General features: G+C 70.7%; 12 protein-coding genes and 2 pseudogenes. 9 read left to right on the top strand and 5 right to left on the bottom strand.

The window, feature by feature from the left end; translation table 11 throughout:
- The first annotated feature begins 9 nt into the window (after positions 1-9).
- The 6 genes from ABZ939_RS36045 to ABZ939_RS36020 all read left to right on the top strand — a co-directional run bounded on the left by ABZ939_RS36045 (position 10) and on the right by ABZ939_RS36020 (position 6,301).
- Positions 10-858, top strand: a complete 849-nt coding sequence (locus ABZ939_RS36045) for a tryptophan 2,3-dioxygenase family protein (RefSeq protein WP_361864688.1) — start codon at positions 10-12, stop codon at positions 856-858.
- Positions 851-2,044 (top strand): kynureninase, encoded by a 1,194-nt coding sequence (kynU, locus tag ABZ939_RS36040; RefSeq protein WP_361864686.1) that lies wholly within the window; start codon positions 851-853, stop codon positions 2,042-2,044. The genes ABZ939_RS36045 and kynU overlap by 8 nt, the downstream gene beginning before the upstream one ends.
- Before the next feature lie 100 nt (positions 2,045-2,144).
- Positions 2,145-3,014: an alpha/beta hydrolase gene (locus ABZ939_RS36035; RefSeq protein WP_361864684.1), complete on the top strand. Its 870-nt coding sequence runs from the start codon at positions 2,145-2,147 to the stop codon at positions 3,012-3,014.
- Between the two features lie 120 nt (positions 3,015-3,134).
- Complete coding sequence (locus ABZ939_RS36030; RefSeq protein WP_361864733.1) at positions 3,135-4,421, top strand: histidine kinase; 1,287 nt, start codon at positions 3,135-3,137, stop codon at positions 4,419-4,421.
- A complete protein-coding gene (locus ABZ939_RS36025) occupies positions 4,418-5,077 on the top strand; it encodes a response regulator transcription factor (RefSeq protein WP_361864682.1) in 660 nt (219 codons plus the stop codon). The genes ABZ939_RS36030 and ABZ939_RS36025 overlap by 4 nt, the downstream gene beginning before the upstream one ends.
- A gap of 36 nt (positions 5,078-5,113) precedes the next feature.
- Positions 5,114-6,301 (top strand): cytochrome P450, encoded by a 1,188-nt coding sequence (locus tag ABZ939_RS36020; protein WP_361864680.1) that lies wholly within the window; start codon positions 5,114-5,116, stop codon positions 6,299-6,301.
- Between the two features lie 48 nt (positions 6,302-6,349).
- On the opposite strand, the gene ABZ939_RS36015 is transcribed toward ABZ939_RS36020, so the two are convergent.
- Both ABZ939_RS36015 and ABZ939_RS36010 read right to left on the bottom strand, forming a co-directional pair.
- The gene (locus ABZ939_RS36015; protein WP_361864679.1) at positions 6,350-7,927 is read right to left on the bottom strand and encodes an ABC transporter permease; all 1,578 of its coding nucleotides are present in this window, start codon (positions 7,925-7,927) and stop codon (positions 6,350-6,352) included.
- Entirely contained in the window at positions 7,924-8,823 is a 900-nt protein-coding gene (locus ABZ939_RS36010) for an ABC transporter ATP-binding protein (protein WP_361864677.1), read from the bottom strand. The genes ABZ939_RS36015 and ABZ939_RS36010 overlap by 4 nt, the downstream gene beginning before the upstream one ends.
- Positions 8,824-8,885: 62 nt before the next feature.
- On the opposite strand from ABZ939_RS36010, the gene ABZ939_RS36005 reads away from it, so the two are divergent.
- Positions 8,886-9,383, top strand: coding sequence for a MarR family transcriptional regulator (locus ABZ939_RS36005; RefSeq protein WP_361864675.1), 498 nt, complete (start codon positions 8,886-8,888; stop codon positions 9,381-9,383).
- A 56-nt stretch (positions 9,384-9,439) separates the two neighbouring features.
- Here ABZ939_RS36005 and ABZ939_RS36000 read toward each other — a convergent pair.
- A pseudogene (locus tag ABZ939_RS36000) lies at positions 9,440-9,589 on the bottom strand (IS982 family transposase); the annotation flags it as partial.
- 108 nt (positions 9,590-9,697) lie between these two features.
- Positions 9,698-10,573 (bottom strand): YncE family protein, encoded by an 876-nt coding sequence (locus tag ABZ939_RS35995; RefSeq protein ID WP_361864673.1) that lies wholly within the window; start codon positions 10,571-10,573, stop codon positions 9,698-9,700.
- Positions 10,574-11,467: 894 nt separating this feature from the next.
- Here ABZ939_RS35995 and ABZ939_RS35990 point away from each other — a divergent pair.
- Positions 11,468-12,125: pseudogene (locus tag ABZ939_RS35990) on the top strand (IS982 family transposase); the annotation flags it as partial.
- 24 nt (positions 12,126-12,149) lie between these two features.
- On the opposite strand, the gene ABZ939_RS35985 reads toward ABZ939_RS35990, so the two are convergent.
- On the bottom strand, positions 12,150-12,962 hold the full coding sequence (locus ABZ939_RS35985; protein ID WP_361864671.1) for a diacylglycerol kinase: 813 nt from the start codon (positions 12,960-12,962) through the stop codon (positions 12,150-12,152).
- Positions 12,963-13,106: 144 nt separating this feature from the next.
- On the opposite strand from ABZ939_RS35985, the gene ABZ939_RS35980 reads away from it, so the two are divergent.
- Complete coding sequence (locus tag ABZ939_RS35980; protein ID WP_361864669.1) at positions 13,107-14,390, top strand: adenylosuccinate synthase; 1,284 nt, start codon at positions 13,107-13,109, stop codon at positions 14,388-14,390.
- Positions 14,391-14,499 lie beyond the last annotated feature (109 nt).

Genomic DNA, 14,499 nt, shown 5'->3' with positions numbered 1-14,499 from the left:
GAGACAGCGATGTCCACCTTCCCCGATGCCTCCGGAGCCGGTTCGGTCGATGACCCGAACCTCGACTTCGCGGGCACGACGCCGTACGAGGACTATGTCCAGGCGGACGTTCTCACCCACCTCCAGCACCTCCGCTCCGACGATCCGGGCGAGATGGTCTTCCTGGTCACCACCCAGGTCATGGAGCTGTGGTTCACCGTCATCGTCCACGAGTGGGAGACCGCGAGCCGCGCGCTGCGCGAGGACCGCGTCCCGGTGGCGATGGACGCGCTCAAGCGCTCCGTGCGCGAGCTGGAGGCGCTGAACCACTCCTGGCGCCCGCTCGCCCAGCTCACCCCGGCGCAGTTCAACTCCTACCGCGCCGCCCTCGGCGAGGGCTCCGGCTTCCAGTCGGCGATGTACCGGCGGATGGAGTTCCTGCTCGGCGAGAAGTCCGCGTCGATGCTGGTGCCGCACCGCGGCGCGCCCCGCGTCCACGCCGAGCTGGAGAAGGCGCTGCAGGAGCCGAGCCTGTACGACGAGGTGCTCAGGCTCCTCGCCCGGCGCGGACTGCCCGTGCCGACGGCCGTGCTCGGCCGCGACCTGGCCAAGAAGTACGAGCCGTCGCCCGAGATCGAGGAGATCTGGGCCGGGATCTACGCCGACGCCGACCAGAACGCCGAGCTCGTCCGCCTGGGCGAGGCGCTGAGCGATGTCGCCGAGCTGATCTGGCGCTGGCGCAACGACCACCTCGTCGCCACCCGGCGGGCCATGGGCTCCAAGACGGGCACCGGCGGCTCGGCGGGCGTGGCCTGGCTGGAGAAGCGGGCGCAGAAGAACGTGTTCCCCGAGCTGTGGACGGCGCGCAGCCATGTCTGACGTCCTGCGCGAGAACGCGCTGCGGCTCGATACCGAGGACCTGCTGGCCAAGCTGCGCGAGAAGTTCGCCCTCGACGACGAGACCGTCTACCTCGACGGCAACTCGCTCGGCGCCCTGCCCGCGCACGTACCCGCCCGGATGGCCGACGTCATATCGCGCGAGTGGGGGCAGCTGCGCATCCGCTCCTGGGACGAGAGCGGCTGGTGGACCGCGCCCGAGCGGATCGGCGACCGGATCGCCCCGCTCGTCGGCGCCGCTCCCGGACAGATCGTGGTCGGCGACTCGACCAGCGTGAACGTCTTCAAGGCGGTCGTCGCCGCGGCCCGGCTGAGCTCGGACGACCGGGACGAGATCCTCGTCGACGCGACGACCTTTCCCACGGACGGGTACATCGCGGAGTCGGCGGCCCGGATGACCGGCCGCCGGATCGTGCCGGTCGCGCCCGCCGACATGGCGGCCGCCGCCGGACCGCGTACGGCCGCCGCGCTGGTCAACCATGTCGACTACCGCACCGGCCGGCTGCACGACCTGCCCGGGATCACGGCCGCCCTGCATGCGGCGGGTGCCCTCGCCGTCTGGGACCTGTGCCACAGCGCGGGCGCCCTGCCCGTGGGCCTGGACGAGCAGGGGGTCGACCTGGCCGTCGGCTGCACCTACAAGTACCTGAACGGCGGCCCCGGTTCGCCCGCGTACCTGTACGTCGCCGGGCGCCACCAGGCCGCCTTCGACTCGCCGCTGCCCGGCTGGAACTCGCACGTCGACCCGTTCGGGATGACCCCCGGTTACGAGGCGGCGGCGGGCGCGCTCCGCGGCCGTGTCGGCACCCCCGACATCCTGTCCATGCTGGCGCTCGAAGCGGCACTGGACGTCTGGGACGGCGTCGACATCGAGGACGTGCGGGCCAAGTCCCTGGCCCTGACGGACTTCTTCCTGGAGTGCGTGCGGGAGTACGTTCCCGAGGGCCGGGTGGAGTCGCTGACGCCCGAGGCGCACGGCGAGCGCGGCAGCCAGGTGGCGCTGCGCTGCGCCGAGGCGCCCGCGGTGATGGCCGAGCTGATCGCGCGCGGTGTCGTGGGTGATCTGCGCAGGCCGGACGTGCTGCGCTTCGGCTTCACCCCGCTGTACGTCGGTTTCGCCGACGCGGAGCGGGCGGCGCGGGTCCTGGCCGAGGTGCTGGGCTCGTAGGCGCAGGTCCGATGATCGCTTGATCTGTGGGGGCGTCAGTCCTGGTACCGTCCCCGCAGGTCAGGCCAATTCGGCCCCGTCCCCGAGAGGTTGGAACAGAATGCCGGACCCCGCCGCGCGCGACGCCGCCGAAGAAGCATCGGCTTTCTCGCACCCGGCCGTCGCCCCGGACGTGTCCGCCGCGTACGGCGCACACCCCGACCAGGTCGTCGACTTCTACGCGCCGCGGGACGGCCGGCAGCGGGCCCCGCTCGTGGTCGCGCTGCACGGCGGTGCCTGGCGGGCGCCGTACGACCGGCAGCACCTGACTCCTTTCGTGGACTTTCTGGCCCGCCGGGGTTTCGCCGTCGCCAACGTCGAATACCGGCGTGGCAGTGCCATCCCCCGGCAGGGCGGGACCGCGCCCGTCGCCGGGCGCTGGCCCGAGACCTTCGACGACGTGGCCGCCGCGCTGGACGCCGTACCGCGCCTGGCGGCGGAGCATCTGCCGCAGGCCGATCCGCGCCGGATCGTGCTCACGGGCCACTCGGCGGGCGGCCACCTCGCTCTGTGGGCCGCCGCCCGGCACGTACTGCCTCCCGACGCTCCCTGGCGGCTGCCCGCCCCGCCCGCGCTGCGCGGGGTGGTCGCGCTGGCCCCCATCGCGCACTTCGACCGGGCGGTGGAGCTCGGGGTGTGCGGCGGTGCGGTGACCCAACTCCTCGGCGGGGAAGGTGAGTTCGACGTACGGGCTCGTCACGCCGACCCGGCGCTGCTGCTGCCGACCGGGATCGCCACCACGGTCGTCCAGGGCCGGGACGACATCGTCGTCCCGCAGGCGGTGGCCGACGCCTATGTGGAGGCGGCGGCGAAGGCGGGGGAGACGGTCGGGTTCACGCTCCTCCAGGACGTCGGACACTTCCCGCTGATCGACCCGGCGGCGGACGCCTGCGCGGTGGTCGCGGAGGAGATCGCCCAGCTCGCCTTCTGACGGGTCCAGGGCGCTTAGGGCCGCGTAGTACTTGGGACGGACGCGGGAGGATCCATATTCATGGTGACGACCGCGTCCACCGGCCCCCGTACGGTGGCTGATGTGACCGACACCCGTGAAATGAGCCGCAGCCCCGAGTTCCGCCTGGCCCAGGGCGCGCTCGCAGGGGTGCGCCAGGACCTCTTCGACAACGCCTTCGAGTACCGCCTCCTGCCGCCGATGGCGGTCGACGGCGTGCTGACCCGGCGCCTGCCGGAGCGGATACGCAACAAGGCCCGCTGGACCCCGCACGCGATCGTGGTCGGCATCGCGTTCTTCCTCTTCGCGGTGGGGACGACCATCGTGTCCGGCAACGGCCTGTTCGTCCTCGGGTTCGCGGGGCTGCCCACCCTGGTCGTGCTGCTGACCCTGGTCCGCCCGGTCCTCGCGTTCTGGGCGTCGCTGGCCATGGTCCCCTTCGTCGCCGCCCTCGGCTCGTACGGGGACGGCTGGCCGTGGGGCCCGACCTCGGGCATGGCCCACGTCGTGGTCATGACGGTGGTGGCCGCCCGCACCCGGCCCCGTACCGCCGCCTGGATGTGGGTGGTCTCCGCCGTGTACGCCTTCCTCGCCACCGGCTTCCTCGGGCGGGGCGGCCCCGACGCCGTCGCCGTCCTCTTCCCCTCCGCGCTCGTGCTGCTCTTCGTGACCGTTCTCCAGGTCCGCAGGGAGGCGAAGCAGGAGGTCACCGCCCAGCAGACGGTGACCGCAGTGGAACGCTCCAAGCGGACCCTCCTCGAAGAGCGCACCACCATCGCCCGTGAGCTGCACGACGTCGTCGCCCACCACATGTCCGTGGTCGCCATCCAGGCGGAGGCCGCCCCCTACCGGGTCGAGAACCCGCCGCCGGAGCTGGAGCAGGCCTTCGTCACCATCCGGGAGAACGCGGTCGCGGCGCTGACCGAGCTGCGCCGTGTTCTCGGGGTCGTACGGGCGGAGGACTACGAGGCCCCCGACGCCCCGCAGCCCACCCTCGCCGATCTGGAGGGGCTGATCGGCAACGTCCGCGAGGCCGGGCTCGACGTCGAGAAGACGGTGACCGGCGCGGTGCGGGAGCTGCCGCAGGGCGTGGAACTCTCCGCGTACCGGATCATCCAGGAAGCGCTGAGCAACGTACTGCGGCACGCGCCGGGCGCCGGGGCGAAGGTCGAGGTCAGCTATGTCCTCGGCGGGCTCGGACTGCGGATCGTCAACGGCCCGGCGCGCGGCCTGCTGAAGGCCGCCTCGCAGGGCGCGGGCCACGGCATCACCGGGATGCGCGAGCGGGTGACGATGCTGAACGGCGAGATGACGGCCGAGCCGACCGAGGACGGCGGATACGAGGTCACGGCCTTCATCCCCGTGACGCGCGAGGAGACGGACCAGTGATCCGGGTACTGATCGTCGACGACCAGATGATGGTCCGCGAGGGCTTCTCGGTGCTGCTCGGCGCGATGCCGGACATCGAGGTCGTCGGCGAGGCCGTCAACGGCCGCGAGGCGATCGCCCAGGTGGCGGCGCTGCGCCCGGACGTCGTCCTGATGGACATCCGGATGCCGGAGTTGAACGGCATCGAGGCCACCCGCGAGATCGTGGCCGCGGACGCGGACGCGAAGGTGCTGGTCCTGACGACGTTCGATCTCGACGAGTACGTGTACCAGGCGCTGCGCGCCGGGGCCTCGGGCTTTCTCCTGAAGGACGCCTCGGCGCGGCAGCTGGCCGAGGGCGTACGGGTGGTGGCGGCCGGCGAGGCGCTGCTGGCGCCGACCGTGACGAAGCGGCTGATCACCGAGTTCGCCAAGGCGGCCGAATCGCCGAGGCCGCCGGCGCTGGCGCAGGTCGGGGACCTGACCGAGCGGGAGACCGAGGTGCTCGTGCTGATCGCGCAGGGCCTGTCGAACGCGGAGATCGCCGACCACCTCGTGGTGGCCGAGTCGACGATCAAGACGCACGTCAGCCGGATCCTGGTGAAGCTGGGGCTGCGGGACCGCACGCAGGCGGCGGTGTTCGCGTACGAGGCGAGACTGGTGCAGGTCGGCGGGTGACTCCCGCGCCACGGATCGGGCCGGTAGCGTCCGCGCATGGACGTTCCTTTCGAGCCCTGGTCGCCGGCCTTCGTCGCGGACCCGTACCCCGCCTACACCGAGCTGCGGGCGCGGGGCCGCGCGCACTGGTACGCGCCGACCCGGCAGTGGTTGATCCCGCACTACGAGGACGTGTCGGCGCTGCTGCGGGACCGGCGCCTCGGCCGGACGTACACGCACCGGTTCACCCACGAGGAGTTCGGCCGTACGGCTCCGCCCGCGGCGCACGAGCCGTTCCACACCCTGAACGACCACGGTCTGCTGGATCTTGAGGCGCCCGACCACACGCGGATCCGGCGGCTGGTGTCGAAGGCGTTCACGCCGCGCACGGTGGAGAACCTGACGCCGACGGTCGAGCGGCTCGCCGGGGAGCTGGTGGGGGGTCTCGTCGCCCGGGGTGGCGGGGATCTGCTCGCGGACGTGGCGGAGCCCCTGCCGGTCGCCGTGATCGCGGAGATGCTGGGCATTCCGGCGGAGGACGAGGAGCGGGCGCTGCTGCGGCCCTGGTCCGCGGACATCTGCGGAATGTTCGAGCTGAACCCCTCGGAGGAGACGGCCCGCCGGGCGGTCCAGGCGTCGCTCGACTTCTCCGCGTATCTGCGCGAGCTGATCGAGCGGCGGCGGAAGGACCCGGGGGAGGACCTGATCTCGGGGCTGGTGGGCGTGGAGGAGCTGACCGAGCAGGAGATGATCTCCACGTGCGTGCTGCTGCTGAACGCGGGGCACGAGGCGACGGTGAACACCACGGTCAACGGGTGGTGGACGCTGCTGCGCGAGGGCATCCGTCCGGAACCCGAAAAGTTGTCCACAGCTGTGGAAGAACTTCTGCGGTACGACACCCCGCTGCAGATGTTCGAGCGCTGGGTCCTCGACGACATCGAGGTCGGTGACGTCGTGATCCCGCGCGGCTCGGAGGTGGCGCTGCTCTTCGGCTCGGCCAACCGCGACCCGGCGCGCTTCGGCCCGACCGCCGACGTGCTCGACCTCACCCGGGCCGACAACCCCCACATCACCTTCGGTGCCGGCATCCACTACTGCCTGGGCGCCCCGCTGGCCCGCATCGAACTCATGGCGGTCTTCGGGGAGTTGCTGCGGCAGGCGCCGGGGCTGCGCCTGACGGCGGAGCCGCGCCGCAAGCCGGGCTTCGTGATCCGCGGCTTCGAGGAGCTGCTGGTGGAGGTGTGACCGCATGACGAAGGGGCCCCGGTTCCGGGGCCCCTTCGTGCCTGGCCGTCAGGCCGTCGTGATGTCCCGGCGGCCCAGGCGCCACAGGCCGGTCGCGACGAAGGCCGCCGCGAGAGCCGTCAGGACCAGGACCGGCCCCCAGGTCAGCTCCTGCCCCGGCAGCTTCGGCAGGTGGCCGAAGGGCGACAGGTTCAGTACGGACTGCGGCAGGTCGAGCGCCGGGCCGATCCAGCCCAGGGCCAGGGAGAGTCCCGCCACCCCCCACCCGGCCACCGCCGCCTTGGGAAACGCGCCCCACAGCAGGACCGCGAGCCCTGCCAGCGTCCAGATCGCGGGGAGTTGGGCCAGCGACGCGCCCAGGACGGGGCCGAGGTCCTTGCCGTACGAGACGTACAGACCGAGGCCGCTCAGCAGCATGATCAGCGCCGCCCCGCCGAAGGCGATCAGCAGGTGCCCGGCCGCCCAGCGCACCCGGCCCACCGCGTTCGCCAGGATCGGTTCGGCCCGCTGCGAGGTCTCCTCGCCGTTCAGGCGCAGCACCGAACCCACCGCGTACAGCGCCGCGATCATCCCGAACAGGTTCACCATCGTCGCGAGGAAGGCGTTGGTCAGACCGGTCTGGCCGCCCATCCGCTCGAAGATCTCCCGGGCCTGCTCGTTGTCGCCGACGATGTCGGCCGCACCCTCGACCATCCCGCCGAAGACGATCCCGCCCAGCAGGAAGCCGATCGACCAGCCGAGCACACTGCCCCGCTGCAGCCGCCAGGCGAGCGCGCCGGCCGTCCCGAGGCGCCCCACCGCCGGGCCCGGCCGGGTCGGCAGGAAGCTCATGCCCACGTCACGCCGGCCGGCCAGCTCGTACGCCACCGCAGCCTGGACGAGCGCGGCCGCGGCGATCAGAAGCAGCACCCACCACCGTTCGCCGCCGAAGGCGCGGACGTTCTCGGCCCAGCCGATCGGCGAGAGCCAGGTCAGGACGGAGCCGCGGTCGGTGGACCCGGCGTCCCCGGCCGCCCGCAGCACGAAGGCGAGACCCAGCACCGCCGCCGTCAGGCCCTTGGCGAGCCGGGCGCTCTCCGTCAGCTGCGCGGCGATCGCCGCCGTCGTGGCGAAGAGCATCCCCGTGCCGCCGACCGCGAGCCCGAGGGCGAGTGCCCCGCCCGCGCCCTGGCCGGCGAGGCCGGCCGTGATGACGAGCGCGACGGCCGTGTTGGCTACGAGCGCCGTGAGCAGGGCGGCGGTCAGCGGGGCCCGGCGGCCCACCACCGCGGAGGAGAGCATCTCCTGACGCCCGGTCTCCTCCTCTTCCCTGGTGTGCCGGACGACGATGATCAGGCTCATCACGGCGGCGAGGACGGCGGCGAAGGTGCCGAACCGCCAGGCCACGAGCCCGCCGAGGGAGTCGCTGAACACCGGCCCGTACAGCGAGCGCATCGAGCTGTTGGCGGTCATCGACGCGGCCAGCTCGGTGCGCTGCGCCTGGGTGCCGTACAGGCCCTCCAGGGAGCCGACACCGCTGGCGACCATGCCGCCGGTGACGACGGCCCAGACCGGCATCATCAGCCGGTCGCGGCGCAGGGCGAGCCGGGTGAGCGGGCGGGTGCCCGCGAGACTCAGGGTGCTCATCGCGCGTTCGCCTCATCGGTGGCGTAGTGGCGGAGGAAGAGCTCCTCCAGGGTGGGCGGGGTGCTGGTCAGGCTCCGTACGCCGGTCTCCGTCAGCGACCGCAGCACGGCGTCGAGCTTGTCGGTGTCGACCTGGAGCCTGACCTTGTGGCCCTGGACGGCGAGATCGTGGACGCCCGGGAGGTGCGCGAGCCCGTTGGGCGGGCCGGCGAGTTCGGCGGCGACGCTGGTACGGGTGAGGTGGCGCAGGTCCGCGAGCGAACCGCTCTCGACCGTCTGCCCCTTGCGGATGATGCTGACCCGGTCGCAGAGGGTCTCGACCTCGCTGAGGATGTGCGAGGACAGCAGGATCGTGCGTCCGCGCTCGCGCGCCTCGGCGACGCAGCTCTGGAAGATCTCCTCCATCAGCGGGTCGAGGCCGCTCGTGGGCTCGTCGAGGATGAGCAGGTCGACGTCGGAGGCGAAGGCGGCGACCAGGGCGACCTTCTGGCGGTTGCCCTTGGAGTACGTCCGCCCCTTCTTCGTCGGGTCGAGCTCGAACCGCTCGATCAGGTCGGCCCGCCGTGCCTTGTCGAGGCCCCCACGGAGCCGGCCGTAGAGGTCGATGACCTCGCCGCCGGAGAGGTTGCGCCAGAGCGTCACGTCACCGGGGACGTACGCGATCCGGCGGTGCAGCTCGACGGCGTCGTGCCATGGGTCGCGGCCGAGGAGCTGGGCGGCGCCGGAGTCGGCCCGCAGCAGCCCGAGGAGGACCCGGATGGTGGTGGACTTCCCGGCGCCGTTGGGGCCGAGGAAGCCGTGGACCTCACCGGTCTCGACGGTGAGGTCGAGGCCGTCCAGCGCGTGCGTCCGCCCGAAGGACTTGTGCAGTCCGGCGATGGTGATTGCCTTCGTCATGCTTCAGAACGTACGGTACTTTCACAAACTTGTGAAGTTAAGGAAGCGTATAAAGTTGGGGGATGAGCGAGATGACGACCAGCGAGGGCCAAGACGAGGCTGTGTCCCGGTTCGTGGAGCGCTTCGCCGCCGAACTGACCGAGGCCGGCATGCAGCGGATGGCGGCGCGCGTCTTCGCGGCGCTGCTCACCTCCGAAACGGCGTCCATGACCTCCGCCGAACTCGCCGACCGGCTGCAGATCAGCCCGGCCGCCGTCTCCGGAGCCGTCCGCTACCTCAACCAGGTCGGCATGGTCAGCCGTGAACGCGACCCCGGCTCACGCCGCGACCGCTACGTCCTCCACAACGAGGTCTGGTACGAGACGCTCACCCGCCGCGACCAGATCCTGACCCGCTGGGAGAAGGTGCTGCGGGACGGCGCGGAGATCCTCGGCACAGACACGGCCGCGGGCAGGCGGACGGCGGAGACGGCGGAGTTCTTCGAGTTCCTCCAGAAGGAGATGCTGAGCCTCCTGGACCGCTGGCGCGCGCACAAGGCGGCCCAGAAGGACGCTCCCTAGCCGCCTGGCCTCGTAGCTCCCCGGCCGCCTAGGCGAGTAATTCCGAAGTGCTCGGGTCAGGGGTCGTAGGCGATCAGTGAGCGGGTGGTGGGTGTTCCCGTCTGCCGGTTGTGCCAGATGCCCGCGGTCAGGGTGAGGACGCGTTGGCCGACGCGGGCCAGGACCCCAGCGGGGGTCCTGGCGCCGTGGCGTTCGAGGTCGAGCTGCAGGCGGGGGTGGATCCGGTGGAAGTGGCCCGGCAGGCGGGGCACAGTCCCGCGGGGCTCTGGAAGTTCTACGCGAAGATCCTTTCGGCCTGGATTTTGCTGCGGCTATCAGAAGGCAGCGACCCCCTGCGGTTGGGCCCCGACGGTGACGCTTGTGACTGCGTTGTTGGTGGTGTCGATCACCGACACGTTATTGGAGAGGAAGTTGGTCACGTAGGCGCGGTCGCGGGGCGGGTCCACCGCCACGCCGAACGGGAGGTCTCCGACGATGATGCGAGGCAGGATCTCCGTGTTGTTGCTGGTGTCGATCACCGACACGGTGTCGTCGGCGGAGTTGGCCACGTAGGCACGGTCAATGGACGGGTCCACCGCCACCCCGAGCGGCTCGCCACCGACGGGGATGCGGGGCAGGATCTCTGTGTTGTTGCTGGTGTCGATCACCGACACGTTGTTGTTGCCCAAGTTGGTCACGTAGGCGCGGGCACTGGACGGGTCCACCGCCACCCCCTCCGGGTCGATGCCGACGGGGATAGGCGATCCGACCACCCGGTTGCTTCTGGTGTTGATCACCGTGACGTTGTCGTCGCTCGCGTTGGTCACGTAGGCGCGGGCCCGGGGCGGGTCCACCGCCACCGCGCTAGGGCTGGCGCCGACGGGGATAGGGGATCCGATCACCCGGTTGTTTCTGGTATTGATGACCGACACGGTGCGGTCGACGAAGTTGACCACGTAGGCGCGGGCACGGGTCGGGTCCACCGTCACCGCGGCCGGGTTGGTGCCGACGGGGATGCGGGGCAGGATCTCTGTGTTGTTGCTGGTGTCGATGACCGACACGGTGTTGTCGGCGCCGTTGGTCACGTAGGCGCGGGCCCGGGGCGGGTCCACCGCCACCCCGATCGGGTTGTCGCCGACGGGAATGGTGGCGGTGACCGTGTTGGTGATGGAGTCGATCACCGACACGTTGTCGTTGCTGGAGTTGGCCACGTAGGCGGTGTGGGAGCAATGCGGGTCTGGGTGCTCGTCTGCCGAGGCGTGCGGGGTGACGCCGGGCAGCAGTGCGGTGCACATTGCGGCCAGGGCCCCGACCAGCCATGCCCGTCGACAGTGACGCGCCCGCGTCGATCTCTGATTCCTGCGTCGCTCGGGGGCATGGGTGCACTCGTCCCGGCTGGTGTGCATGCGCATCTCCTGACAGGGGTGGCCGCGTCTCGTGTTCCAGCTGACCGCGTATGGCTGCCGGACTGTGCGCGGCTGTAGGTGATCCAGTAGCAGAATCCTTAAGCTGGTCTTTGGCCCTTGCCAGGGAGGCTCGGCCGAACGAATTGCCCATGTCACCGATTCGGCTGGTCAGAGACTAGGTTGGCGGAGCGACTTTGGCCCGGAGCTGCTTCGGCGCGAGTGATCATGGCCCCGTAAGCTTCCGGCGCATCGGGCAGTCTGTTGACCTGCACGGCCTACATGCTGATGAAGTCGCTCAAGGCGGCGGCCAAGCAACGCGCGAGCATCGCCGAGACGCTCGCCACCGTCGCGCCCGCCCTCGCCTCCACCTCGCGGGGTGCGCCAGCGGCGCCCCTCCTGCGCCGCGCCCTCTATGGCTGGGCCTTCCGGGCGGTCAAGGACAAGGACAACGTCCTGCGGGCCCGCCGCGAAGTGGAGGAGCCGCCCGAGGACATCGCCACGGCTCTGGCCTGGATCGCGGACAACACGGTCAAGATGAGCGAGGTCGACCGCTTGGAGCGGCTCCGGGCCGCCCTGGACGCGCTGTCCCGGAAGCTCGACGGCAACTTGGCTGCGGGCAGCACCGTGAGCCGTAAGCGCATGGTGCTGAGCAACGTCCTGCGGTACGCGGTCGAGCGCGGGATCCTGACCGGCAATCCCCTGCGCGCAGCGAACACACTGATCAGCAGGTTCATCCGCACCCTGGCCCGGGAAACCGACCTGTGGCACGACGACGTGTGGGTCGTCGTCTCCACCCCGGTGGAATGCGCCCGCTCCCGGCCTACCGTCAAACGCTCCGAACTGGCCGGCTGGGCCGGCTACGGCTACTGCCCCTCGCACTCACGGTTCTTCTGGGGGCTGCGGCTGCACCTGGTCTGCACACCCGGCGGCCTGCCCATCGCCTGGGCCTTGGCCAACCCCAAAGTCGACGAACGTGAAGTCCTCGCCGACATGCTCACGGGCGACCGGGACCTGGTGGCCACGCACCCCGGGCAGACGATCGTCGGTGACAAAGGCTACGTCTCCAAACACCTCGACGCCTTCATGACCGGGCACAGCCTGGCCCTTCTGCGGCCCAGCTACCGCAACCGCACGCCCCGGCCGGGCGAACACCTGCTCAAGCCGATCCGGCAGCTGATCGAGTCGGTCAACGACACCCTCAAAAGGGCAGTTCGACCTCGAACGCCACGGCGCCAGGACCCCCGCTGGGGTCCTGGCCCGCGTCGGCCAACGCGTCCTCACCCTGACCGCGGCCATCTGGCACAACCGGCAGACGGGAACACCCACCACCCGCTCACTGATCGCCTACGACCCCTGACCCGAGCACTTCGGAATTACTCGCCTAGCTCCCGAGCCCCTGGTCCCTCGGAAGGGTCAGCCCCCACGCCCCTTCCCGCACCGTCCATGTCCGTCTCCGGACCGGCCCCGACACGACCGTGTCCGCGCGGTAGCGGAAGTCCGGGCCCGAGACCGTGAGGGTGCGGGCGTCGGTGTGGAACGGGGGTGCGGCCGGGGGATGGATGGTGATTTCGGCCACGCCCGCCAGGGAACGGACGTCCACGCCCTCCACCGGGGCGTTCACATCGCTGAGCAGGACGCCGTCCGCCTCCACCCGGAGGCGGTACGTGCGGACCGCGAGCTGCGACGGGGCCGGGCGGACCAGGGTGCGGACCAGGGAACGGCAGGTGCCCCACACGGTCGGCGAGGCGGCCGCCTCGGTCCGTACCGCGGGGATGCTCAGATCGCCGAGCACGACCCCGTCGCTGTCGTCGACCAGCATGTCCAGGCGGCGTACGGCCCCGTCGAGCACCGCACGCGCCGCCGTCACCGCGTTCTGCGGCACGCCGAGCGCGTGCGCGACTTCCAGGGAGCCCGGGGCGCCGATCGGAACCAGGGAGAGCACCCCCTCCGCGAGCTCACGCTCACGGTGCAACAGCGTCACCGTCCGTAGCAGCGCACGGTCGTCTCCGATCACCACGGGGCGGCGGGAGCCCCGCCGGGCAAGGGCCCGGGAGAATTCCTCCGGGCTGTCCGGGAGGCAGATCTTCGCTTCTGCTCCCGCACACAACACATCTTTCGCGATCCGTACGGACTCGCCGTCACTTCGGCGGGCGACCGGGTCGATGACCACCAGCAGCTGGTCGTGAGCCGACACCTCGGTCCTTCCTCGGGTAGCATCTTTGTGCAAGAGCCCCTTGCGCTATTGCGCCAGGGGCTTCGTCTATTCCGGGGCACACCGGTGAGGCGGCATTAGGCCCCCTGACCTTGGACATGCCCCGCCCGGAAGGGGTGTACGCCTGTGCCCGCACTTGTGCTGCTCGGTGCTCAGTGGGGTGACGAGGGCAAGGGAAAGGCCACCGACCTCCTCGGTGGATCCGTTGACTATGTAGTGCGTTACCAGGGCGGCAACAACGCCGGCCACACCGTCGTCGTCGGCGACCAGAAGTACGCATTGCATCTTCTCCCTTCCGGAATCCTCTCCCCGGGGTGCACCCCGGTGATCGGAAACGGTGTCGTCGTCGACCCGGCGGTCCTGCTCTCCGAGCTGAGCGGACTGAACGAGCGCGGCGTTGACACGTCCAAGCTCCTGATCAGCGGCAACGCGCATCTGATCACGCCGTACAACGTCACCCTCGACAAGGTGACGGAACGGTTCCTCGGGAAGCGCAAGATCGGCACCACGGGCCGCGGCATCGGTCCGACCTACGCCGACAAGATCAACCGCGTCGGCATCCGGGTCCAGGACCTGTACGACGAGTCGATCCTCACGCAGAAGGTCGAGGCGGCGCTCGAGGGCAAGAACCAGCTCCTCGCCAAGCTCTACAACCGCCGGGCCATCGACGCCGCGCAGATCGTCGAGGAGATGCTCCAGTACGCGGAGCAGATCAAGCCCTTCGTCGCCGACACCACCCTGATCCTGAACCAGGCGCTGGACGACGACAAGGTCGTGCTCTTCGAGGGCGGCCAGGGCACGCTCCTGGACGTCGACCACGGCACGTACCCCTTCGTCACCTCCTCGAACCCGACCGCGGGCGGCGCCTGCACCGGCGCCGGCGTGGGCCCGACGAAGATCAGCCGGGTCATCGGCATCCTCAAGGCGTACACGACCCGTGTCGGCGCCGGCCCGTTCCCGACGGAGCTGTTCGACGAGGACGGCGAGGCGCTGCGCCGCATCGGCGGCGAGCGCGGTGTCACCACCGGCCGTGACCGTCGCTGCGGCTGGTTCGACGCGGTCATCGCCCGTTACGCGACCCGCGTCAACGGCCTGACCGACTTCTTCCTCACCAAGCTCGACGTGCTGACGGGCTGGGAGCAGATCCCGGTCTGTGTCGCGTACGAGATCGACGGCAAGCGCGTCGAGGAGCTGCCGTACTCGCAGACCGACTTCCACCACGCGAAGCCGGTCTACGAGATGCTGCCGGGCTGGTCCGAGGACATCACCAAGGCCCAGACCTTCGCCGACCTGCCGAAGAACGCGCAGGCGTACGTGAAGGCCCTGGAGGAGATGTCGGGCGCCCCGATCTCCGCGATCGGCGTCGGCCCCGGCCGCACCGAGACGATCGAGATCAACTCGTTCCTGTAGGAGGACCGCACGGGTTGTGGGCGAAGACTCCTGCTGCTCCGCCTTGTCGGGGGACTCGCCCGCCACCGTGCCTCCTCAATGCGTCATGCGTACGTCCGAACCGTGTACC

It is taken from the genome of Streptomyces sp. NPDC046712, from assembly GCF_040645695.1.
Lineage (GTDB): Bacteria > Actinomycetota > Actinomycetes > Streptomycetales > Streptomycetaceae > Streptomyces.
The sequence above is the reverse complement of the archived record's forward strand: the minus strand, read 5'-3'. Positions and strand labels throughout refer to the sequence as shown.

What these genes read in the sequence shown, in the direction of transcription:
- ABZ939_RS36010 (WP_361864677.1), bottom strand. Translation starts at nt 8,823, where the DNA reads ATGACGAAGGCAATCACCATCGCCGGACTGCACAAGTCCTTCGGGCGG.
- ABZ939_RS36020 (WP_361864680.1), top strand. Translation starts at nt 5,114, where the DNA reads ATGGACGTTCCTTTCGAGCCCTGGTCGCCGGCCTTCGTCGCGGACCCG.
- ABZ939_RS36005 (WP_361864675.1), top strand. Translation starts at nt 8,886, where the DNA reads ATGAGCGAGATGACGACCAGCGAGGGCCAAGACGAGGCTGTGTCCCGG.
- ABZ939_RS36030 (WP_361864733.1), top strand. Translation starts at nt 3,135, where the DNA reads ATGAGCCGCAGCCCCGAGTTCCGCCTGGCCCAGGGCGCGCTCGCAGGG.
- ABZ939_RS36045 (WP_361864688.1), top strand. Translation starts at nt 10, where the DNA reads ATGTCCACCTTCCCCGATGCCTCCGGAGCCGGTTCGGTCGATGACCCG.
- ABZ939_RS36035 (WP_361864684.1), top strand. Translation starts at nt 2,145, where the DNA reads ATGCCGGACCCCGCCGCGCGCGACGCCGCCGAAGAAGCATCGGCTTTC.
- kynU (WP_361864686.1), top strand. Translation starts at nt 851, where the DNA reads ATGTCTGACGTCCTGCGCGAGAACGCGCTGCGGCTCGATACCGAGGAC.
- ABZ939_RS36015 (WP_361864679.1), bottom strand. Translation starts at nt 7,927, where the DNA reads ATGAGCACCCTGAGTCTCGCGGGCACCCGCCCGCTCACCCGGCTCGCC.